Genomic DNA, 21,435 nt, shown 5'->3' with positions numbered 1-21,435 from the left:
AAAACTCAAAAGCCCCACGCCACTGGGCGAAACTGTGCGACACCGTTCAGCCCCGCCACCTACAGTTATTCCGTGACTGAGAACGCGACGAACGCTCCCCAAGATCCCACGCCCGCCGCTTCCTTCAACGCGGCTAGCTTTGAAGCCTACCTTTTTGACCTCGACGGGGTCGTCACCCCCACCGCCGACGTCCACATGCGAGCCTGGAGCCGCATGTTTAACCAGGTGCTCGTGGACTACGAGGGGCAGGCTAAATACACCGACATGGACTACTTCACGTACGTGGATGGCAAGCCGCGCTACGACGGGGTGAGGAGTTTCCTCGCCTCCCGCGGGATTGACTTGCCCGAAGGCACTCCCGACGACGCTCCCGCCGCCATGACCGTCTGCGGCCTGGGTAACCGCAAGAACGCCCTCGTGCTCGACATCCTCGAGCAGGAAGGGGTCGAGCCGTATCCCGGCACGCTCGCGTTCCTTGACTCGCTGCCCGAAACCGCGAAAATCGCGATCGTCTCGAGCTCGAAGAATGCCCGCACCGTGCTGAAGGCCGCTGGACTGCTCGAACGCTTCGAGGTGATCGTGGACGGCAACGTCGCAGCCGAACACTCCATCCCCGGCAAACCCGCCCCCGACACCTACCTTTACGGCGCGAAGCTCGTGGGCGTGCCCGCCGAGAAAGCCGTCGTGCTTGAAGACGCTACGAGCGGCGTGCAGGCCGGAGCCGCGGGCAACTTCGGTGCCGTCATCGGCGTTAACCGCGGCGTGGGCCAAGAGGCGCTTGCCGAAGCCGGCGCCACCATCGTTGTTGACGACCTCAAGGAGCTGGCATGAGCATCCATAAAGTCTCTGCCGACCCCATGGACAGGGTGCACCTGCCCGTGGATGAGTGGCAGCTCGTCGAGTCGCGCCCCGGCGCACAGCTCGGCTTCCTCGAAACGATTTTCGCGACCGCGAACGGCTATCTCGGCATGCGCGGCACGCCCGAGGAGGGCCGCGACGTCGCAAGTCACGGCACGTTCCTTAACGGGTTCCACGAAACCTGGCCCATCAAGCACGCGGAGAACGCGTTCGGCTTCGCGAAGACCGGGCAGACCATCGTGAACGCGCCCGATTCGACCGTCATCAAGCTGTATGTCGACGATGAACCGCTCAACGTTTCCACGAGCGACCTCCTCGAATACAAGCGTTGGATCGACTTCCGCGAGGGCGTTCTGCGCCGCGATCTTCTGTGGCGCACCCCGAGCGGTGCCCAGGTGCGCGTGCGCTCTAGCCGCATGGTGAGCTTCACCGACCGTCACCTCGCGCTCATGTCCCTCGAGGTTGAAATGGTCAAGGGAAGCGCCCCGATCGCGATCTCTTCCCAAATCATCAACCGCCAGGACCTCGACGTCGATGCCGCGCCGGCGACGGCCCCGCGCGCCGGTGAGAACAAGTACGATCCGCGGCAAACCACGTCGTTTGACACGCGCGTGCTTGTCCCCGAAGGCAATCACGCCTCCGGCGACCGCGTGCTCATGGGCTACCGCACCGCCCACTCTGGAATCGGCATTGGTGTTGCCGCCGACCACGCGGTCGAGACGGAAATCGACTTCCAGAGCCTCGTCAAGATCGACGACGACATGGGCCGTTTCATCATGCGTGGCGAACTGCCCGAGGGCGAGAAATTCCTCGTCAAGAAGGCCGTCGCCTATCACTTCGCGCCGGGGGTGCCGGTGCGCGAGCTCCAGGATCGATGCCGCCGCACGCTCGACCGCGTGCACAAGTACACGCTTGAGCACTACCACGATGCACAGCGAGAATTCCTCGAAGGCTTCTGGGAGCGCTCGGACATCCGCATCGAGGGCCAAAGCGCCGTGCAGCAGGCGGCCCGCTGGTGCATCTACCAGCTCGCACAAGCTGCCGCTCGTGCCGACCAGGCGGGCGTCCCCGCGAAGGGCATGACGGGCTCCGGCTACGAGGGCCACTACTTCTGGGATACCGACATCTATGTCGTCCCGTTCCTCACCTTCACCTCGCCGGAATGGGCACGCAATGCCCTGCGCTTCCGAGTGAACCTTCTCGATGCGGCCCGCGAGAGGGCCCGGGAGCTCAACCAGCGCGGTGCCCTCTTCCCGTGGCGCACCATTAACGGCGACGAGGCGAGTGCCTACTACGCGGCCGGAACCGCGCAGTACCACATCGACGCGGACATCGCGTGGGCGTTCGCCACCTACAACGACATCACGGGCGATACGAGCTTCCTCGACCTCCAAGGCGCCGAAGTCCTTGCGGAGACCGCGCGTATGTGGGCCGATCTTGGCTTCTGGCGTACCAATGGCGAGCAGACGTTCCACATCCACGGCGTGACCGGGCCGGACGAATACACGACTGTCGTGAACAACAACCTGTTCACGAACGTCATGGCGAAATACAACCTCGAGCGGGCCGCTCGCACACTGCTCGATCTGCGCGAACGCCTCCCCGAGGCCTACCGCGCGCTCGTGCAAAAAATCGACCTCGACGAGCGCGAGATCGACGAGTGGCAGGCGTGCGCCGACGGCATGTACATCGAGTTCGACGAAACGATGGGCATCCACCCTCAGGACGACCGCTTCCTCGATCGCGAGGTGTGGGACATCAAGTCCACCCCGGCCGACCGTTTCCCGCTTTTGCTCAACTACCACCCGCTCGTGATTTACCGCTTCCAGGTCATCAAGCAGGCGGACGTCGTTCTCGCAACCTACCTGCGCGGTGCTGAATTCACGACCGAGCACAAGAAGGCGAACTTCGAGTACTACGACCCGATTACGACCGGCGACTCGACTCTTTCCGCAGTTGTCCAGTCGATCATGGCTGCAGAGGTGGGCCACCAGGATCTCGCCCTCGATTACTTCCTCACGGGCCTCTACGTTGACCTCGCCGACCTGCACAAAAACACGAAGGACGGCGTTCATATCGCCTCCGCGGGCGGCGTGTGGAACGGCCTCGTCGCAGGCTTTGGCGGCATGCGCTTCAACGACGGCGACATCAGCTTCGACCCGCGCCTGCCCGATGAATGGCCCGCCCTTGAGTTCCCGCTCACGGTGCGCGGAAGCCGCTTCACCGTGCGGATCACGAAGGGCGACATCACCTTCACGCTCGACGAGGGCGAGGAGCTCGAGGTCAGCGTGCGCGGCGAAACGGTGCGCATCACGAACGAGAGCGTGAGGGTTCCTCTTCATGGCCAGGGCCCCATCCTCCAGGACGGCGACATCGAGGCGCACTACGTTGGCGATTCACGCGCCGACGGCACCCTCATCACCTCGACCGTGCCCGACCCGAACTCGCCGTGGGAGTACCCGGAGGCGGCGTGTGAGGAGCACGAAGGCTAGGGTCCGGGGATAAAATTGGGGTCCGACGCTTGCCCGGCAGGCGTCGGACCTTCCCCTACGCGGGGCGCCCCGCACCCCCTGAAAGGCCGTGGCGCGCACGCACGCGGGGCCGTACCCGCATGGACGTGACCCGTGATCGGGTGCCCGTGCCCGCCATTTGCCCGCCGTTCCAACCCGAGAGAGAGCCATGAAACCGCGCATCGTCCGTGCTGACCTTCCCGCCGAGCCCACCCGCGAGCTGCCACCGTGCGTGAAGCGACGTGATCTCGGCGCGCTCGGCCTGACCGGTGCGGCCGCGCTCGCCCTCGCCGGCTGCGGCCCGGATCGCGGCGGCCTCAAGGCAAAGGAAGTCCAGGTCGACGACTCGGGCGCCGTTTCTCTCGAGGACCTTCCCGAAAACCAGACGACCATCGTAAACTTCGGTGGGCAAAAGGCATTCGTCGCCGTCGTCCGTGGAAGCGGCGATGACCTCCACGGCTTCGAGGCGTACTGCACGCATCAGGGCTGCGCCCTCAACCCCGAGGGGCCCGTGCTTCACTGCCCGTGCCACGATTCGACGTTTGATTCTCAAACGGGGGACGTCAAGGGCGGTCCCGCCGAGAAGCCCCTGACCGAAGTGGCCCTCAAGGTCGCTGACGGCAAGGTCACCCGTGCCTGAGGCCTCGAATCTCACGAGCGACGGGCGAGTTCGGCGCGAGGTCGTCAGCTTCGTGCGTCGCGGCTCCCGTCTGAACGCCGCCCAGGAGCGCGCGTGGCAGGCGCATGCCGCTCAGTACGTCGTGGACGTTCCGCGCGGGGCCCGCTCGACTCTCGCCGACCCTTCCGTGCGACTGTCCGTTTCGGAACTGTACAGGAATGCGAACCCGCTCATCGTGGAGATCGGCTCCGGGCAGGGCGATTGCATCGCCGCCGCGGCAGCCTCACGCCCGAGCGACAACTTTCTCGCCCTCGAGGTGTACAAGCCGGGCCTTGCCCAAACGATGCTCCACCTCGAGCGCCTGGGCCTGCCCCGCAACGTGAAAATGCTCGAGGTCGACGCCGAGAACTCCCTGCCCACGCTTCTCGGGCCCGAATCGATCCGTGAAGTGTGGATCTTTTTCGCAGACCCGTGGCACAAAACAAAGCACCACAAGCGTCGGCTGATCTCTCCCGAGTTCCTGCGGGCCCTCACGATGCTCCTCGAGCCGGGCGGAATCATTCGCACCGCGACCGACTGGGCTGACTACGCCGAACACCAGCACGCTGCTTTCGAGGCCGTCGCGGCCGAGGGTCTTCTCGTGAACCTCCACCCGTCAGGGCCGAGGCCCGAGGGCACCGCGTCTGACCCGGTGAGCGAGGCGATGCCGAACGTGGGGTTCGCGCCGCGGTTCGACGGGCGCGTGCGCACAGCCTTCGAGAAGAAGGCAACGGCGGCCGGGCGCCTCGTGTGGGAGTTCGCCTACCAAAAAGCGTAAGCGCTCCGACGGATTAGGCCTCCGCGGGCGACTCAAACTTGTAGCCGAGGCCGCGCACCGTCACGATAAGCTCCGGGCTCTTCGGGTTAATCTCGATCTTCGCGCGCAAGCGCTTGATGTGCACGTCGAGGGTTTTCGTGTCGCCCACGTAGTTTGAGCCCCACACGCGATCGATGAGCTGGCCGCGCGTGAGAACACGATCGGCGTTGCGCAGAAGAATCTCGAGAAGCTCGAACTCCTTGAGCGGAAGCGGCGTGTCCACGCCACGCACCCGCACAACGTGCCGATCGACGTTCATCTCGATCCCGCCGGCCGTCAGCACGGCCTCGTCTTCAACGCTGTCCTGGCCGGGCGCCTTCTGCTGCTCGCCGCGGCGAAGAACGGCTTTGATGCGAGCGAGCAGTTCGCGCGACGAATACGGCTTCGTCACGTAGTCGTCGGCGCCAAGCTCGAGGCCCAGAACCTTATCGAACTCGTCATCCTTCGCGGTGAGCATGATGACGGGCACGCTCGACGTCTTGCGGATCTCACGGCACACATCAGTGCCGCTCATACCGGGAAGCATGAGGTCGAGAAGCACGAGGTCCGCCCCGTGCACCTGGAACACCGCGAGCCCTCGGTCGCCGGTATTCGCCACCGCGACCTCGTATCCCTCCTTGCGCAGCGAGTAGCTGAGCGCGTCCGAGAAACTCTCCTCGTCTTCAACAATGAGGATGCGTGCCATGTTTCCTATTCTCCTGTGTGAATGGGCAGATCCCGTGGTGAATCGTCGGCGAGCTCGGGGATTCGAAGCGTGAACGTCGAACCTGAGCCCTCCTTCGACCATACTGTGACTTCGCCCCCGTGGTTGCTCGCAATGTGCTTCACGATCGACAGGCCAAGGCCGGTGCCGCCGGTCGCACGGGAGCGCGCCTTATCCACGCGGTAGAAACGCTCAAAAATGCGTTCCATATTTTCGGGCGAGATGCCGATCCCCTCATCCTTCACGGAGATTTCGACCATGCCGTTGTGGCGGCGGGTCGATACGCCGATGAGGGTGTTCGGCGGTGAATACGTAATCGCGTTCATGATCAGATTCGACAGTGCCGTGGTGAGCATCGTCGAGCTTCCGAAAACCTCAAGGTTTTGCGTGCCACCGGACTGGATCGTCATGCCGTGGCCCGAGGCGAGGTTCTGGTTGAGGGCAACAGCTTCGGCAATCACGGAGTCGACGTCGACTGTGGAGGCGTCGGCAAAAGATTGCGCCCCCTGCACGCGCGACAGCTCGATGATTTCCTGCACGAGGAGCGAGAGGCGCCGCGATTCCGTTTGCATACGACCCGCGAAGCGGCGCACGGCTTCGGGGTCGTCTGCGGCGTCCTCCATCGTTTCCGCGAGGAGCGTCAAGGCGCCGACGGGGGTTTTCAGTTCGTGCGAGACGTTCGCGACGAAGTCACGACGCGTTTCTTCGACGCGGGACTGCTTCGAGAGGTCGTCGGCGAGCACGAGGATTCGCCGAGAGCTGCTGAGCGCGCCCACGCGCACGCTCACAACAGTGGGCGTGTTCTGATCTGAGCGGGTGGTTTTCTCGTTCGTCAGCATCTGCTCGCGGAAGCCGCCTTGGCGCGAGACCTGGGTGACGATGTCGATGAGATCGCGGTGCGCGAGCCGCGGGTAGTCCCCGCCGGTGGTACGCACGAGGCCGTAGCTATAGGCAAGGGGTGAGGCGCGCAGGACGTCGCCGCTCGAATCGAGCAGCACGTACGCGCTCGAGAGGATCGACAGCACTTCGGAGGTGGGCTCCGGGATAACCGGCTTCGCCGGTTCCGGCACGGGCCGGCTTCCACGCAGCGCCGCGTAGGTCGCCACAACTCCCGCCACAAGACCGCACGCGGCAGCGACGAAGAGGAGAGCAACGGAATTCACCCCACCAGGGTACGCGGTCTCTGGGTCCGACGGCTCCCCGCGCCCCATCGAACCCAATTTCGTTTCCTGGTTATTCACCTTGGGGTTTGCCAACATTCACTTCCCACCGGGAAAATGGGAGGTGCATTACTGCCCCTAGAGAAAAGGACGATCCGATGCGTGCAGCATTCCAGAATGAACTTCAGGTCCTGCGCGATGGCCTGATGGAGATGAACTCCCTCGTCGCCACCGCACTCGAGGACGCCTCGAAGGCGCTGCTCACCGGCGACCTCGCGCTTGCCGAGAAGGTCATCGTCCGCGACCAGGAGATCGACGATCTCCAGGCGGAGCTCGACGAGAAGGCCGTTGACGTCCTCGCGACCCAGTCCCCCGTCGCTACGGACCTGCGCACAGTCGTTGCTACGCTCCGCATGAGCGCGTCGCTTGAGCGCATGGGCGATCTCGCCGCTCACATCGCGCTTGTGCTGCGCCGCCGCCACCCGAACGAGGTCATCCCCGCAGACCTCAAGCCGATCATCGAGACGCTCGCCGATCTCAGCCTCAACGCCGTCCACGATGCCGGTAAGGTCCTCGAGAGCTACGACATCGCCCTCGCCGCCGTCATCGAAGAACGCGACAACAACGTGGATCGCGCCATGGAGGAGGTTTACGCCGCGCTCTCCGCCGAGGGTGCTTCCTACTCCGTCAAGGAGTCCGTTGACCTTGCGCTGCTCGCCCGCTTCTACGAGCGCCTTGGCGACCACGCCGTCTCGATTGCGCGCCGCGTGGTGTTCCTCGTGACGGGCGATGCGCTCGACTCGCACAACCCGCACACGGACGTCGACGAGTTCTGATCCGCAAAGCGATTCCTTAGCGGCGCCGCACTCCTGGGCGCTCAGTTTTTCAGTAAAAAGCGGGGTTCCGGCTTCTGGCCGGGGCCCCGCTTTTGCTGCCGCCTCGCGCCGTCCTCTCCCTCTCCCCCGCCCGCCTTCCCCCTCGCCTCTTTCAAAGTGGTGAAAAACGGCGTCTACCCCCTCGATATCGCACGTGAGGTGGCTAAAAATCACCACTTAGGAAGCTGCGGGAGACACAAGTGTCGCCATAGTTCCGATAGTCGACGGTTCCGATGACCGACGGTGCAGGAGAGATAACGAGAAGGAGCACCAGGCAGAAATCAGTCGACGTATCACCTGCTGCGACTCCGGCGCTGGCGTTGCTCAGCGAGCAAAGCAAGAATCAACGAGGGCTAGGCAACCGTCGGAACCCTAACTCGTTCCAGATTCTCCCGGTAACCTGTGGCGGTACCCGCATCAACAGCGACAGGAGTTCTCATGCCTTCGAAGCCCAGCAATCCCCTGGTCGGCGCTATTGTGACGGTTGCCGGGATTGGCACGTCGATCCTCGCGAAGAAGGCGCTCAAGGCCGGCTGGCATCGCGCTTTCGACGAGGAAGTTCCTGACTCGAAGTTCGAGAAACAGGCGAAGAAGGACCTCAAGGCTCGCCAGAAGCAGGCAAAGAAGGATGGCGCGTCGAAGGCCGAGATCAAGGCCATGACGAGCGAGTACGAGGACGTTGACGCTTGGAAGGTCGCCCTCTTCACGATCCTGTCCGGCGTTGTCATTTCGGGCCTGCAGCAGATGGCGAAGAAGGGCGCGCAGTCGGGGGCCGAGCGTCTCGTCGCGCGTCGCCCACGCGCGAACCGCGGCTGAATAGCCACTACTCATGTGGAAGCCCGGCCTCATGGGGCCGGGCTTTTGCCGTCTTGACTCTCTCGCTATTTCCTTGCGCTTCCGATTCGTCACTGCTTCCAGCGCTCACCGGAGCTAAAAGCACAGGGCCGGTGCGCGCCCGAGTAAAAAAGGAGCGGCCCCGCGATGCAGGGCCGCCACATGAGTTCAGTGCCGATTATTCTTCGGGCGCGAGGTATTCGAGGGATTCGTCGAGCAGCTGCACGGTGAGGCGCTGCGTCTCGTTGCCAACGGTGATATCGACGAAAAGGTTGTCACCCGGCTTCTTCGAGGTCGTGACCTGGATGGGGTCGACACCCTCGCCACCAATCTTGATGGTTTCTCCGGCGGGCACGTTGATGCTCGCGCCACCGTTCGCGCCCTCGACGAAGGCGAGGCTGACGGTGAAATCCTCGGTCGATTGATTCACGATCGCGCCGGTGACCTGTACGCCGTTCGCCCCTTTGACAGCGAGGAGATTGCGGACGCCGACGGGCTTCGAGGCACCTTCGGGCGTGAAGTTGAGGAGGGCGCCCTCTGCCGGCTGGTAGAAGTGGTGGGTTTGCGTCGGGTTGAAATAGGCACAACCGCTGAGGCTGAAGGCGGCGATGCCCATGAGCGCGGCAGCGCGGGAGAGGGGACGAAGTTTCACTCTGACTCCTGCGATTTTGAGGTCACGTAGTTGTCGATGACGTAATGGTTTGCGTCGCGAAGCGGGACTTCCCGGCCGGGACTAAGAGCCCACCCGGAGGGGAAACCGCCGCGCTAGCAGCACCCTCACAGACTACCCCACACTCGGGCGCCACCGCCCAATTATGTGGCGGCGAAATATAGCACACACGTGGATGTTAGAATGGCTGCTGGACGAAAGGGACCTGAACTCATGAATTTTAATGTCGGCGAAACAGTCGTCTACCCGCACCACGGTGCGGCGCTCATCGAAGAAGTCAACGAGCGCACCATCAAGGGCAAGGTCAAGAAGTACCTGAAGCTCAAGGTTGCGCAGGGCGATCTCACCATTGAGGTGCCCGCGGAGAATGTTGACATGGTGGGCGTGCGCGATGTCGTCGACCAAAAGGGCCTCGAAGAGGTTTTCGAGGTGCTTCGCCAGCCTTATGTTGAGGAGCCCACGAACTGGTCGCGCCGTTACAAGGCGAATGTGGAGAAGCTTGCCTCGGGTGACATCAAGAAGGTTGCCGAGGTCGTTCGTGACCTGTGGCGCCGCGATCAGGACCGCGGTTTGAGCGCGGGTGAGAAGCGGATGCTCTCGAAGGCCCGCCAGATTCTCACCTCCGAGCTCGCGCTTGCAGAGGATTGCTCGCCTGAGCGCGCCGAGGAAATTCTCGACGAGGTTCTCGCGTCCTGATGAAACATGTCGCGGTTGTGTGCGGCGCCGGGGTGGCGACCTCCTCGGTGATCCGCAAGCGCATCGAGGCGCATTACGACGTTCGCAAGGTTGATGTGGACGTTACGCAGGCAACCGTGATGGATTTACTGTCGCCGCAGTTTTCCGCCGATGCGATTGTCACGACGGTCACGATTCCCACGTCAATTGGGATCCCCCAGTTGAGCGGGATGCCGCTTCTGCTCGGCACAGATTCGAGAGTGACATTCGAGGCGCTCGACCAATTGCTCGGCTTCACTCCGCGCCGCGAGGATTCGCAGGCCTAGCTCTGTGCCGCGCGGGCCGGTCGCCGCGTGAATTTTGGCTCTCTGCTCGTTTCTTGGCCCCCGAGTTGCTCTGCTATGCCGGGCGGTTTCGATGGGTGTGACGGTGCACTGGTTCAGGGGCGCGCCTTGGCAAAGGCTTCGCGGTCCGACGGCTGCCCCGCCGCCATCGTGTCACGTTCGAATAACACTGAGGGCGGCGGCCGCACAATGGCGGGCCGCCGCCCTCAACAATCAGCAATCAGCAATCAGCCGGTTCAGTGGCAGGTCGTCGCCTCGACCGCCGAACGCACGATGTCGTCGAGGTCCTTCGAGCTCTTCCAGCCAAGCGCCTTCTCGATGCGCTCGGTCGAGCACACGAGTCGGGCCGGGTCGCCCGCGCGGCGCGGCGCAATCTCGGGCGTGATTTCGATGCCCTTAGCGCGGCCGATCGCCTCGATCACTTCGAGAACGCTCGAGCCCTTTCCGGTGCCCACGTTGAACACGCGGTGCTCGCGCTCGTCGTTTTCGAGGTAGCCGAGGGCGGCGACGTGTGCGTCGGCGAGGTCCTCGACGTGGACGTAGTCGCGGATGCAGGTGCCGTCGGGGGTGTCGTAGTCGTTACCGAAAACCTTCGGGCTCTTCCCACGTTCGAGGGTGTCGAGCACGATCGGCACGAGGTTCATAACGAGGGTGTCGGCGAGTTCTGGGGAACCGGCGCCGGCCACGTTGAAGTAGCGCAGGGCGACGGTGCGCATGCCGTGGGCGCGCTCGGCGTCGGCAAGCATCCATTCGCCCACGTACTTGGTCGCGCCGTACGGGTTGATGGGGCGGCACTCGAGTTCCTCATCGACGAGGTCAACATCGGGCGTACCGTACACGGCCGCGGAGGAGCTAAAGACAAAGTCGCGAACGCCTGCACGCGCCGCCGCATCGAGGACGTTGGCGAGGCCGCCGATGTTGTCGTGCCAGTACATTTCGGGCTTTTCGACGGATTCGCCCACCTGCTTGTGGGCAGCGAAATGGATCACGGCCTTCACGCCGCGCTCGCGCATCTCGCGCTCGAGAACTTCAACGGCGCCGTCGGCGGTGACGTCCTGCTCAATGAGCGGAGCATCGCCGATGCGGTTGCGAAAGCCAGTCGAGAGATCATCGACAACGGCGACGGACTCGCCGCGCTCGAGAAGAAGCTGCACAACGTGTGCGCCAATGTAACCTGCACCACCAATAACCAAAGTTGTCATAGCCTCAGTCTAAACGCCCCTGCTTCTGGAACCTCCCCGGAATCTCCACGCAAATCACACGCCGCAACCACGAAATAGAAATTTCGCGCCGTAAACTGACGGGCATGACCGTGCCAGAATCGTCCGAACCCACGCTGCCCAAGCGCAGCGCGGGTCGACATCGATATGTGAGGCCCACCAAGGCCGATTCGATCGCACAAGAAAACGCCCGGGAACGCCATGAGGCGGCGCAGCGGGAGCATGGTTTCGACCTCTCCCGCAGGCAAGCTTCTCAATTCCCGAAGCCCGGCAGCACGAGGGCTGAGGCAGCCGTCGGAACCGCCACCGAAACGGAGAAGCCTGGGACTGTTGCCCGCCTCGCCGAGGGCGCGGCCGTGACTCCGCTTCCCGAGGGCGTGATGCGCACCGAGCCGCTTCCGAACGTGCGCCCACGCGGCCACGAGGGCGCTGCTGCGCGCGACGATGACGATTCGATTCCCACGGGCGCACCCACGAGTATCGGCATTGGCCGTCGAACGAGTCTTGAGGAAGGCTCGCTCGCGCGAGCGTCGGTGTGGACGACAAGCGGCAGCGTGCTCCCCGGATTCGGTCTCATTCCCACCATGTGGCGCAAGCTCGGCATCGCACTCATGGTGCTCGCCGTGCTCATCGTGGGGGCCGGCGCCGCGCTCCTCGCGTTTGGTGATCCCGCGACTCTCGTGTTCCGCTACGGCACGCGCCGTCCCGTTGTGATCGCCGCACTCATTGCCGTGATTGTGGGCACTCTCGCGTGGGTCTCGACGATTTTCTTCACGAACCAGCTACACAACGTGCGCGAGAAGCTGCGCGGGCCCGCCCGCACTGCGTCGCGGTCCCTCGCCTACATGCTTGCACTCGTCGTGGCGATTCCGGGTGTGTACACCGCCCATAGCCTCTATGCCACCCAGGCGCTGCTTGGTAACTCAAAGGTTTTTGCGGGTTCGGAAGCGCACAAGCTCGCGCCAGGCAAGGATCCGTGGGCGAACCGCGAGCGCGTGAACATCATGCTGCTCGGCCAGGATGCCGGCCCTGATCGCACGGGCACGCGCCCCGACACGATCATGGTCGCCTCGATCGACACGAAGACGGGCCGCACGGCGCTCTTCTCGATCCCTCGCAACCTTCAGTACGTGCGCTTCCCGAAGGGTTCGGCTCCTGCGGAAGAGTTCCCGGACGGCTTCACGTATTTCGGCAAGGACCAGAACCTCATCAACGCGGTCTGGTCGTGGGCCGAGGGCGTGCGCCCCGATCTGTTCCCGGGCGACGACAACCCTGGCCTAACCGCGACCACGATGGCCGTCGAGGAAACGCTTGGCCTCAAGGTCGACTACTACGCGATGGTGAACCTCCAGGGCTTCGCCGACCTCGTCGATGCGATCGGCGGCGTCGATATCGAAGTGGAGCGCGACATCCCAATCGGCGGCGGCGCGTCGAAGGTCGAGGGTTACGTCAAGAAGGGCTGGCAGCACCTCGATGGCTTCCACGCCCTGTGGTACGCCCGCTCGCGCCACGGCTCGAACGACTTCGACCGCAACTGCCGCCAGCAGCGCATCGTGCGCACCGTGGCGGAGGAAGCGAACGTGTCCTCGCTCGCGCTCAATATCCCGAAGCTGATCGGTGCGACCGAGCGCAATATTGAGACGGACATCCCGCGCAGCCAGGTCGAGGCGTTTGCGGACCTTGCACAGCGCATCCAGAAGGGTGGCTTCAAGTCGTATCCGATCAACCCGACCGTGACGCATTCGGGCAACCCTGACTACCCGTACATCAAGAAGTGGGTGCAGGCCTCAATCGCCGATTCGATGGTCGGCTACGGCGAGGTTCCCGTGAGCGGGAAGCCGGGCGGCAAGGCGGGCTCCGGCACGGGCGTGGGTGCGGGTGCTCGCAATTCGGCGCCGCAGCGGATCCGGATCGTGCTTCCGCTTGAGCCGACCACCGATGGCGACTCAAGCGACGATGACTCGACAGACTCGGGCGAGACCAAGAACCCGACTGTTAACCAGGATCCGCTTGCACCGTGCATGCCGGGCAACGAAGACCCGATGGGCTAACCCCTACCCGCAAATAGCGCCCTGCTGCGGCTCTCTTAGGCGAGCTGCAGCAGGGCGTTTTCGATAACTTCGGGCATGGCGGGGTGAATCCAGTACTGCTTGGTCGCGATGTCGCGCGCGTTCAGGTCGAAGCTCATCGCCTGGATGAGCACTTGAATGAGCGTCGCAGCCTCGGGGCCGATGATGTGGGCGCCGAGGATCCGCCCGGTCTCAGCCTCGGCGATGATTTTTACGAAGTCGCCCGGTGCCTCGAGCTCCATCGCCCACCCGTAGGCGACGTCGGCAAATTCCTGGCGTGCCACCCGGATCTCCCGCCCGGTCGTTTCTGCCCACTCGCGCGCCTCGCGCTCGGTCATGCCCACCTGCGCAATATGCGGGTCGGTAAAGACGGCGGCGGGGATCGGCATGTCGTCGCTTCGGCGCAAATCGTGCGGGTGGAGGAAGTTGTGGCGCGCAACCTTCAGCTCGTAGTTCGCGACGTGCTTGAGTTGCGCCGGCGAACTGAGGTCGCCGATCGAGTAGACCCCGTCGAGCACCTGGCCGCTTGGGTCGAGGGCTCGCTGGTAGGCATCGACCATGACACGGCCGCCATCATCGACGCCGATGCCCCCGGCTGCGGCGTCCAGGAGGTCACTATTGGGCGTGCGGCCGGTCGCCACGAGAATGTCGGCGACGGTGAGGGTTCGGGCCGCCTCGTCGGCGGAGGGGTCCGACGGTTTCAGATCAATCTCGACCCCGCTTGCTGTGCGCCGCACCCGGGTGGTCGAGGCATTGAGATGCACGTGATAGCGCGCGGAAGCGACCTCGGTGATGCGGCGCGCGATGTCCTCATCGAAGGCGCGAAGGAGGGTTCCGGACCGGGCGATGAGGTGTACGTCCACGCCGAAAGCGTCGAGAATGTGCGCGAACTCGAGGGCGATCACACCCGAGCCGAGGATCGCGATGGACTCGGGAAGCTCCTCGAGGCGCATGATGGTGTCACTCGTGAGCGGTTTCGCCTCTTTGAGCCCGGGAATACCGGGAATCGCGGGACGCGAGCCGGCGGCAAGAAGGACAGTGTCGGCGGTAATCTCGCGCGTGCCACCGTCGGTCTCGACCGCGAGACGTTTAGGGCCCGTAAACCGCGCCGTACCGCGAATGAGCGTGAGGTTAGCGTTGTCCGGGTGGGAGCCGCGGTACTCCTCACCCCCGTGGGAGATCGGGTCAATTCGGTTGAAAATCCGCTCGCGCACCGCCGGGAATCCGACGCCGCCCAGCCTCGAGTCGACCCCGAACTTCTTCGCGTGCTCCTCTTTCGCGTTTTCGGCGACGGTGGCCGTGTGCACGAACATCTTTGTGGGAATGCACCCGACGTTGAGGCAGGTCCCGCCGAAAATGTGGCCGGGGCCCACGCCGCGGTCAATATAGACGATGGATTTGTCGGCGAATTCGGGGCCCGGGAAGGAGTTGCCTGAACCGGAGCCGATGAGGGCGATATCGAAATGTTCTGGGGCGCTCATGGTCTCAAGGATACGGGCCGCCCGCCGCGAGCTTCGAGACCGTGAAACAATGGCCACCATGCGCGAAATTCTCGACACCATGCCCGAAGCCAGCGAGCGAATGCTGCTGCTCACGGCCCCTATCGAGAATGAACTCGTGATCACGAAATCCCGATTCCTCGCCTACCTCGCGCCCGTCGAAACCGTCGAGGAAGCCGACCACCTGATCCGCGAACGCCGCGCGCTGCACCCGAACGCGCGTCACCACTGCACGGCACTCACGCTCGGCACACCGGTACACCTACAGCGCTCCAACGACGACGGCGAGCCAAGCTCCACGGCCGGGATGCCCATGGCGCAGGCACTTAGAGGGCGGCACATGACGAACATCCTCGCCGTTGTCACGCGCTATTTCGGCGGGATCAAGCTCGGAGCGGGCGGCCTCGTCCGCGCCTACGGCAGCGCCGTGACCGACGCACTCGATGCCGCGAGCGCAAAGAAGCTCGTGTGCGAGCGCGTCGTTCGCCAAGTCACGGACCTGAGCGTCGGCTACGACCTCGCGGGGACATTCGAGGCATCGATCCGCGCGTGGGCAGACAGCGCCGAAGGCGTGAGCATCGACGGAGCCGACTACACCGCGCACGGGCTCACCCTGCGCTTCATCCACCACGTGGACGCTGCTTCTGACCTGGAGCGGGCTGCGGCGGAATTGTCGAGCGGCGCCGTGAGCGCGGCAACCGTCGGATACACCTACGCCGATGTGCCTGCCGGATTTTAACCCCTGCGAAACACCGCGAGTGTGCGAAAAGTCCCGCAGGGGCCTATAGTGCTTGGAGGCCGCGGAACCGCGAGCCTAACGCTGACAATGGAGTCTTGATGAAAAAGATCCTGAATTCACTGCTGACGAAGATCGTCATCGCGATTGTGCTTGGCATTCTCGTGGGGCTCGTTGCGCCGGACTGGCTGTCGCGGGGGGCGGCAACGTTTTCGAAGCTTTTCGGCAACTTCCTGAGCTTCATCATTCCGCTCATCATCATCGGCCTGATTACGCCCGCCATTTCCGAATTCGGTAAAGGCGCTGGCAAGTGGCTCGGCGTGACCGCCGCGCTCGCGTACGCCTCGACGCTCGTCGCCGGTATCTACACGATCGCCGCCGGCTACCTCACGTTCCCGACGCTGCTCGGAAGCGGCACCCAGCTCGGCGGGGTGGCAGAGCCCGAAACGAGCTTCGAGCCGTATTTCGAAGTCGCCATGGACCCCATCTTTGGCGTGATGACGGCGCTCATCACGAGCTTCGTGATCGGTCTTGGCATCGTGGCTGTGCATGCCACCACCATTCACGAGGGTTTCCTCGAGCTGCGCAAGATCGTGAACACCACGATTTCGAAGATCATCGTGCCACTTCTGCCGCTCTACATTTTCGCGATCTTCGAAAACATGACGGCGAAGAAAGAAGTGTTCGACATCATCATGAAGATGCTGCCGATCGTGGTTCTCGCGTTCGTGCTCACGGCGATCATGCTCGTGTTGCAGTTCACGGCGGCTGGTGTCGCCAAGCACAGGAACCCATTCGTGATGCTCGGCAAGATGCTTCCGGCATACGCCACGGCTCTTGGCACCAGTTCGAGCGCCGCGACGATTCCCGTGACGACACGCTGCGCGGAAGATGCCGGCGTCTCCAAGCCCGTGGCAAACTTCGTGATTCCGCTGTGCGCGACGATCCACCTCTCCGGCTCGACAGTGAAGATCACCCTGTTTGCCTTCGCAATCCTGTGGACCACCCACGGCGACTACAGCTTTGCGAGCCTGCTCGGCTTCGTGGCAATGCTTGGCGTGTCGATGATCGCCGCGCCCGGCGTTCCCGGCGGCGCGATCGTCACAGCCTCTGCGCTTCTTGCGGAACAGCTCGGGTTCAGCGAGGCGCAGGTGGGCCTCATGGTCGCCCTCTACGTCGCGCTTGACTCGTTCGGCACGGCCACGAACATCACGGGTGACGGCGCGATCGCCGCGATCGTGGATCGCCTCTCGGGCGGCAAAGTCAGCGACGATGACGACGAGGAAGTCGCCACCGCCAATAACGCTGCTGCGCCGGCTACCGCTGAGGGGTCGACTGCGGCCTAAGCGCCGCACACTGCATCACCGCTGAACTGAGCAGCACCGCTGCACCGCACAGCACCGCTGCAGTTACCAATTGGAAAGGCGTGGCTTCGGCCGCGCCTTTCCTTCGTCGCGGACCCATCTATTTCCCTCATTCCACTATCTCCCTCGCTCCCCCGCCCACGCCCCTCTTCCCGCAGCTCGCCCTCACTCCCGTCACTCTCCATAAAGAAACTGGCCTCCACACCCCCACCCAAGGCAGCAACCCCGCACTTTCTTCATCATCTGCGACGGCACAGCCTTAGACCGCGACGCCTACCCCGATCCCCGTACCCCTCTTCCCGCAGCCCCTCTCCCCTAAATTCCGCTGCCCGCCCCGTCTTCCCGCAGCCCCCATTGCCGTCACTCTCGATGAAAAAAACCAGCCACCCCAGCCCGCCCCAAGCCAGCAACCCCGCACTTTCTTCATCATCCGCGACGGAAAAGCATCAGGTCGAGAAGGAAAAGCTTTAGTCGCGACGGAAAAGCTTCAGATCGCGACGCGAGACACCGGCACAGCCTTAGATCGCGACGGAAGAACCTTGGACCGCGGCGCAGCCCCCACCCGCAACACCTCAGCCGGCGCCCGAAACCCGTCTCCTAGGTCGCAGCGCTCAGCCGAGGGCAGCCCGCACCGTGCGGGCCTTCGTGAATGTTTCCTCGATCTCGGCGTCGGCATTGCTGAGCCGCGTAATCGCGCCGCCCACCCCGAATCGGGCGCCGGCCTCATCGAGCACCGCCGTGCGGATCACGATGCTCAGGGACGCGGCGCCACCTGGCGAAATCCACCCGATCGCGCCAGAGTAAACGCCGCGCGTTCCCTGCTCGAGTTCTCGCAAGAGTTGGACGGTGCGCAGTTTCGGCGCGCCTGTCATCGAGCCGCCGGGAAAGGCCGCCTCGATGGCGTCGAGGGCGGTGCGGCCAGGCGCAAGCCTGCCGGTAATGGTGGAGATCATCTGGTGCACCGTGGGGAAGGATTCCACCTGGTAGATATGCGGAACCTTCACGCTGCCAGCCTCACACACGCGCGAGAGGTCGTGCCGCACGAGGTCGACGATCATGAGGTTTTCGGCTCGGTCTTTGCGGCTTGCGGCGAGCTCGGCGCGCAGCCTCATATCCTCCTCCGGATCTGCGGAGCGCGGTGCCGTTCCCTTGATCGGGCGCGATTCAACCTCACCTGCGGCGCTCACCTCGAGAAACCTCTCGGGCGACGCGCTTGCGACGCTCCACTTTCCACACTGCAACAGCGCCCCGTACGGCACGCGCGCGATGCGGCGCAGCCGCGAGTACACCTCGATCGGGTCGAACTTCCCCGCAACGCGAGCCTCGTTCGTGAGGCACAGTTCGTAGCTTTCGCCTTCGTTAATGAGTTCCTGGCAGCGCGCGATGAGAGCGGCGTAGTGGGCGCTCGCGTGCCGGTAAGTGGGAGTCGATAATGTTCCGACGGCACCTTCCACTCCATCGCCGCTATGGCCGGGAAGTGTTTCTCGCGCCTTGCTCAGCGTGACCTCGATCTGTGCGGTGGCGCCGTCAATCCATGCGCGCTGCGCGGTGGCATTGTCCGCGGGGATTTCCTCGTTTACCCCATCGAGGTCCGCGAGCGCGACCGCCCTCACGACGTGCTCGTCGTGGTCGATCACAAAGGCTCGCGTGAGAAAAACGAGGTGCGCATCCTGCTCCCCATTGTGCGATTTCTCCCGCTCGAGCCCGAGCGTTTCGGCACCGAGGCCGTAGCCGAGGTAGCCCACGTATCCCAGGGCGAAACCGCCGAGGGCTTGCGACGCACGCCGTCCACCTTCATCGAGCCGCACTTGGCTTAGTTTGCCTCGAAGTTCATCGAAGAAACCGTCCTTCGCGGTGACGCCCTCGACGCGTTTCTCGTCGGGGACTCGATACTCGAAGACGTGCGCGCCGGGGCCGTCGCACGCGCCCATGATCGAGAAGTGCGAGCGGTGATCCTCGCTTGCTGAGTCGAGCCACACGGCCCGCGGCAGTGGGGCGATGAGGGCGCGGTAGAGCGTTTCGGCGTCGGCGAAGTCGTCGCTAAGCGGAATCGGATCGCCAAGCAGCACCGTGTGGGTCGCGGGCATCGGACCAGACTGGGTCGCGGGCGTCGAGCCGGGTCGACTTGACGCGTCGCCTTCGCACTGCGCGACCGAGAGGCTTTCGCAACCGTCGGCCTCGCCGCCGACGGAGAGAAACGCGCGCATGAGGTCGAGGCCGCCTTCGGTGCGAATGGATTCGGGGTGGAATTGCACGCCCCACGCGTTGCGCCCGCGCAGGCGCGCTGCTTGGATGACGCCGTCGGCGGTAGTACCAAGAACTTCCAGTTCAGGCGGGCAATCGTCGATCGCGAGCGAGTGGTAGCGTACGATGCGCAGCTCGCGTGGTAGGTGCGCGAACACCGGGTCGCTTGCGGCAACGCCCCTGAAGCGCAGCGCATCCTCGAGGCCGTGCATGGGGGTGGGCGCACGGCCCACGCGCCCACCGTGAGCGACGGCCATGAGTTGCAGGCCCAGGCAAATACCGAGCACAGGAATGCCGCGCGCACACGCCTCGCGGTACACGTCAAGCGAGCAGCCGAGGTCGCCCGGATTGTGCGGGGTTCCAGGGCCCGGGCCGATGATCACGTGGCTCACGCCGTCGAGGCTCGGGCGTGGCCCGCTCGCGAGCACCACCTGCGGCATCTCGCCCGAGGCTTCGGCAACGAGGTGCGCGATGTTGAACGTGAACGAGTCGTGGTTGTCAACGATAAGAACGCTCATGCAGAAAGCTCCCGGATAGGCTCGGCACGCTCCCACAGCGCGTCCTGGAAATCCCGCGCGGCGGGCGCGAAGGGGCCGCGGGGAGGGGCGTATGTGTCGGCAATGTGCGGGGCGGGCAGGTCCGTGAGTCCGACGGTTGCTTCGCGCACACCGTGCAGGGAACTGAGCAGCCATACGGCGTCGGCCTCGAGGAGGCGCTGTTTGGTGAGGGGCGCCGCGAGGGTTTCGTGGCCGCGCTCGCGCGCGATCGTCACGATCACGCTCTCGGTAATGCTCGGCAGGCGGTCGGAGTCGCTGCTCGTGACGAGCACACCGTTCGACCACAGGGCAACGCTCCCGTAGGCAGTTTCGCTGTAGTGGATCTGAGGGGCGAGAAAATGCGAGGTGCCGTCGGACTTGCCGGCGCTACTCACCCTCGCTGAGCGTGCGCGCAGGAGTGGGTCGCTCGCCCCGCGCTCGAGCGCCCACGCGCGCACCCGCTCCTGCCAGGCGAAATCGGGGCCTTTGAGGCGCGGGCGGGTGCGCTCATCCCTTCCGGGGTAGGCGATCAGGTGCGCGGTAGTTTCGAGTCGAGACTCCGCGATTGGTCGCGCGTTGACTTCGGATCGGAGCTCGCCGCGACGTTGCTCGAGGGTGAGTTTGGGGAAGAACAGGCCAGGAGCTCCCCCGAGTGTGTGCGCGGCTTGTTCGTAGAGCGCCGCGACGGCGTCGTCGATCGCACTCGGGTCCACCTCGGTACCCCACAGCTCGCCCGCCGCCGCACGCATGCGATCCCGGTGTCCGCGCGGGGCTACCGCGTGACCGTCCCTCACGAGGAAGGAATCAACGAGTGGCACGGCGGGGCTCCTTTACGTGGGTCACACGGGCGGGCAAGGGGATGCCAGCGGCGTTGTTGCTGGCTGCAGTGATAAAGGTACACCCGTGCGCGCGTGTGCCACGACGGCGCACGCTACTCCTCCTTCTGACCCCATGCTCCCTGGGGGTACTCGGCGCGCAGCCAGGCCATGAACCCCTGGGCGACACTCGCGCCGTACGGGTCGTGGACGATGCCGTGATCGATTTCTTCGGCAACGATCGCCTGGGCCAGGTGGTAATGCTCGCGAACAACTCCGTAATCCATGCCTTCTCTTTCGGCGATCTCGTCCTCCCCAGCGAGGCAGTGCTCCCGGATGGCCGAGAGCACGCGCATGAAGTCGTCGTTGTCGCGGAGGTGGTCGTAATTAATCATTGAGGTTCCCTCTCAGTCGTCAGCGGGTGTGGTCTAGGTAACAATAAAAAAATATTTCGCGGGGTGCAACCCCTTTCGCGAATGTTCCGACCCTCACCGCGTCCACAGAAAGTGACGACGGCGGCTGGTCTTACGATCACTTTTCGAAGAAAGTGACCGTAAGGGGGGGGCATGATGAGCAGATCCCTGGCTGTGCCTCCGGTTGAGCGCCTACCCGAAAGATGGGAGATTCCCCGCAGCGTGACCTCACGTCGCCCGTCACGCCAGCGATGTACCCGAGGCGCTCGAGGAATACGCGGAACAGTCACGCCGAGCTTGAACTGCTCCGTACTCTCGCACGATTCGGTGCTCCCCCCTCCGGCGGGGCGCTGGCGGCGGGGGGAGGCAGCTGCAGACCCAGCCGGTCGCACTTTATGAAGAAACCAGCCAACCCAAGCGGCGGCAGCGCCGGGA

Annotated in this window: 19 protein-coding genes; 11 read left to right on the top strand and 8 right to left on the bottom strand. The window is 64.2% G+C overall.

What is annotated here, in order from left to right:
• Nucleotides 1-72 precede the first annotated feature (72 nt).
• From DEHOM01_RS06345 to trmB, 4 genes are all read left to right on the top strand, one after another.
• Nucleotides 73-831 carry an HAD family hydrolase gene (locus DEHOM01_RS06345; protein WP_061212013.1) on the top strand — a complete coding sequence of 253 codons (759 nt, stop codon included), beginning with the start codon at nt 73-75 and terminating at the stop codon, nt 829-831.
• The gene (locus DEHOM01_RS06340) at nt 828-3,350 is read left to right on the top strand and encodes a glycoside hydrolase family 65 protein (protein ID WP_061212012.1); all 2,523 of its coding nucleotides are present in this window, start codon (nt 828-830) and stop codon (nt 3,348-3,350) included. Before DEHOM01_RS06345 ends, DEHOM01_RS06340 begins: the two co-directional genes overlap by 4 nt.
• Before the next feature lie 187 nt (nt 3,351-3,537).
• Nucleotides 3,538-4,008, top strand: coding sequence for a QcrA and Rieske domain-containing protein (locus DEHOM01_RS06335; protein ID WP_082738761.1), 471 nt, complete (start codon nt 3,538-3,540; stop codon nt 4,006-4,008).
• The gene (gene trmB / locus DEHOM01_RS06330) at nt 4,001-4,804 is read left to right on the top strand and encodes a tRNA (guanosine(46)-N7)-methyltransferase TrmB (RefSeq protein WP_061212011.1); all 804 of its coding nucleotides are present in this window, start codon (nt 4,001-4,003) and stop codon (nt 4,802-4,804) included. The genes DEHOM01_RS06335 and trmB overlap by 8 nt, the downstream gene beginning before the upstream one ends.
• A 13-nt stretch (nt 4,805-4,817) precedes the next feature.
• Here trmB and DEHOM01_RS06325 read toward each other — a convergent pair whose 3' ends face one another.
• Both DEHOM01_RS06325 and DEHOM01_RS06320 read right to left on the bottom strand, forming a co-directional pair.
• Nucleotides 4,818-5,528, bottom strand: coding sequence for a response regulator (locus tag DEHOM01_RS06325; RefSeq protein ID WP_061212010.1), 711 nt, complete (start codon nt 5,526-5,528; stop codon nt 4,818-4,820).
• 5 nt (nt 5,529-5,533) lie between these two features.
• Complete coding sequence (locus tag DEHOM01_RS06320; RefSeq protein ID WP_061212071.1) at nt 5,534-6,709, bottom strand: sensor histidine kinase; 1,176 nt, start codon at nt 6,707-6,709, stop codon at nt 5,534-5,536.
• Nucleotides 6,710-6,864: 155 nt separating this feature from the next.
• On the opposite strand from DEHOM01_RS06320, the gene phoU reads away from it, so the two are divergent.
• Together phoU and DEHOM01_RS06310 are read left to right on the top strand one after the other, a co-directional pair.
• Entirely contained in the window at nt 6,865-7,542 is a 678-nt protein-coding gene (gene phoU / locus DEHOM01_RS06315; RefSeq protein WP_061212009.1) for a phosphate signaling complex protein PhoU, read from the top strand.
• 477 nt (nt 7,543-8,019) lie between these two features.
• The gene (locus DEHOM01_RS06310; protein ID WP_061212008.1) at nt 8,020-8,397 is read left to right on the top strand and encodes a DUF4235 domain-containing protein; all 378 of its coding nucleotides are present in this window, start codon (nt 8,020-8,022) and stop codon (nt 8,395-8,397) included.
• 196 nt (nt 8,398-8,593) lie between these two features.
• Here DEHOM01_RS06310 and DEHOM01_RS06305 read toward each other — a convergent pair whose 3' ends face one another.
• Entirely contained in the window at nt 8,594-9,067 is a 474-nt protein-coding gene (locus tag DEHOM01_RS06305; protein ID WP_061212007.1) for a hypothetical protein, read from the bottom strand.
• Nucleotides 9,068-9,298: 231 nt separating this feature from the next.
• On the opposite strand from DEHOM01_RS06305, the gene DEHOM01_RS06300 reads away from it, so the two are divergent.
• A complete protein-coding gene (locus DEHOM01_RS06300) occupies nt 9,299-9,781 on the top strand; it encodes a CarD family transcriptional regulator (protein WP_016663106.1) in 483 nt (160 codons plus the stop codon).
• On the top strand, nt 9,781-10,086 hold the full coding sequence (locus DEHOM01_RS06295) for a PTS sugar transporter subunit IIB (protein WP_061212006.1): 306 nt from the start codon (nt 9,781-9,783) through the stop codon (nt 10,084-10,086). The genes DEHOM01_RS06300 and DEHOM01_RS06295 overlap by 1 nt, the downstream gene beginning before the upstream one ends.
• 254 nt (nt 10,087-10,340) lie before the next feature.
• Here DEHOM01_RS06295 and galE read toward each other — a convergent pair whose 3' ends face one another.
• Complete coding sequence (galE, locus tag DEHOM01_RS06290) at nt 10,341-11,306, bottom strand: UDP-glucose 4-epimerase GalE (protein WP_061212005.1); 966 nt, start codon at nt 11,304-11,306, stop codon at nt 10,341-10,343.
• Nucleotides 11,307-11,410: 104 nt separating this feature from the next.
• On the opposite strand from galE, the gene DEHOM01_RS06285 reads away from it, so the two are divergent.
• Nucleotides 11,411-13,375 carry an LCP family protein gene (locus tag DEHOM01_RS06285; protein ID WP_082738760.1) on the top strand — a complete coding sequence of 655 codons (1,965 nt, stop codon included), beginning with the start codon at nt 11,411-11,413 and terminating at the stop codon, nt 13,373-13,375.
• A 35-nt stretch (nt 13,376-13,410) separates the two neighbouring features.
• Here the strand turns inward: DEHOM01_RS06285 and DEHOM01_RS06280 are convergent, their stop codons facing one another.
• Nucleotides 13,411-14,874, bottom strand: coding sequence for a mycothione reductase (locus DEHOM01_RS06280; RefSeq protein WP_061212070.1), 1,464 nt, complete (start codon nt 14,872-14,874; stop codon nt 13,411-13,413).
• 58 nt (nt 14,875-14,932) lie between these two features.
• Between DEHOM01_RS06280 and DEHOM01_RS06275 the strand changes: the two genes are divergently transcribed.
• Nucleotides 14,933-15,631 carry an IMPACT family protein gene (locus DEHOM01_RS06275; protein ID WP_061212003.1) on the top strand — a complete coding sequence of 233 codons (699 nt, stop codon included), beginning with the start codon at nt 14,933-14,935 and terminating at the stop codon, nt 15,629-15,631.
• Nucleotides 15,632-15,729: 98 nt separating this feature from the next.
• Nucleotides 15,730-16,974 carry a dicarboxylate/amino acid:cation symporter gene (locus DEHOM01_RS06270; RefSeq protein ID WP_061212002.1) on the top strand — a complete coding sequence of 415 codons (1,245 nt, stop codon included), beginning with the start codon at nt 15,730-15,732 and terminating at the stop codon, nt 16,972-16,974.
• A gap of 629 nt (nt 16,975-17,603) precedes the next feature.
• Here DEHOM01_RS06270 and pabB read toward each other — a convergent pair.
• The 3 genes from pabB to DEHOM01_RS06255 form a co-directional block, all read right to left on the bottom strand.
• Entirely contained in the window at nt 17,604-19,754 is a 2,151-nt protein-coding gene (gene pabB, locus DEHOM01_RS06265) for an aminodeoxychorismate synthase component I (RefSeq protein ID WP_061212001.1), read from the bottom strand.
• Nucleotides 19,751-20,590, bottom strand: a complete 840-nt coding sequence (locus tag DEHOM01_RS06260; RefSeq protein WP_061212000.1) for an aminotransferase class IV — start codon at nt 20,588-20,590, stop codon at nt 19,751-19,753. Before DEHOM01_RS06260 ends, pabB begins: the two co-directional genes overlap by 4 nt.
• 113 nt (nt 20,591-20,703) lie before the next feature.
• Nucleotides 20,704-20,982 (bottom strand): hypothetical protein, encoded by a 279-nt coding sequence (locus DEHOM01_RS06255; protein WP_061211999.1) that lies wholly within the window; start codon nt 20,980-20,982, stop codon nt 20,704-20,706.
• Nucleotides 20,983-21,435 lie beyond the last annotated feature (453 nt).

Origin of the sequence: Dermabacter hominis NBRC 106157 (assembly GCF_001570785.1) — a bacterium.
Classification (GTDB): domain Bacteria; phylum Actinomycetota; class Actinomycetes; order Actinomycetales; family Dermabacteraceae; genus Dermabacter; species Dermabacter hominis.
The sequence above is the reverse complement of the archived record's forward strand: the minus strand, read 5'-3'. Positions and strand labels throughout refer to the sequence as shown.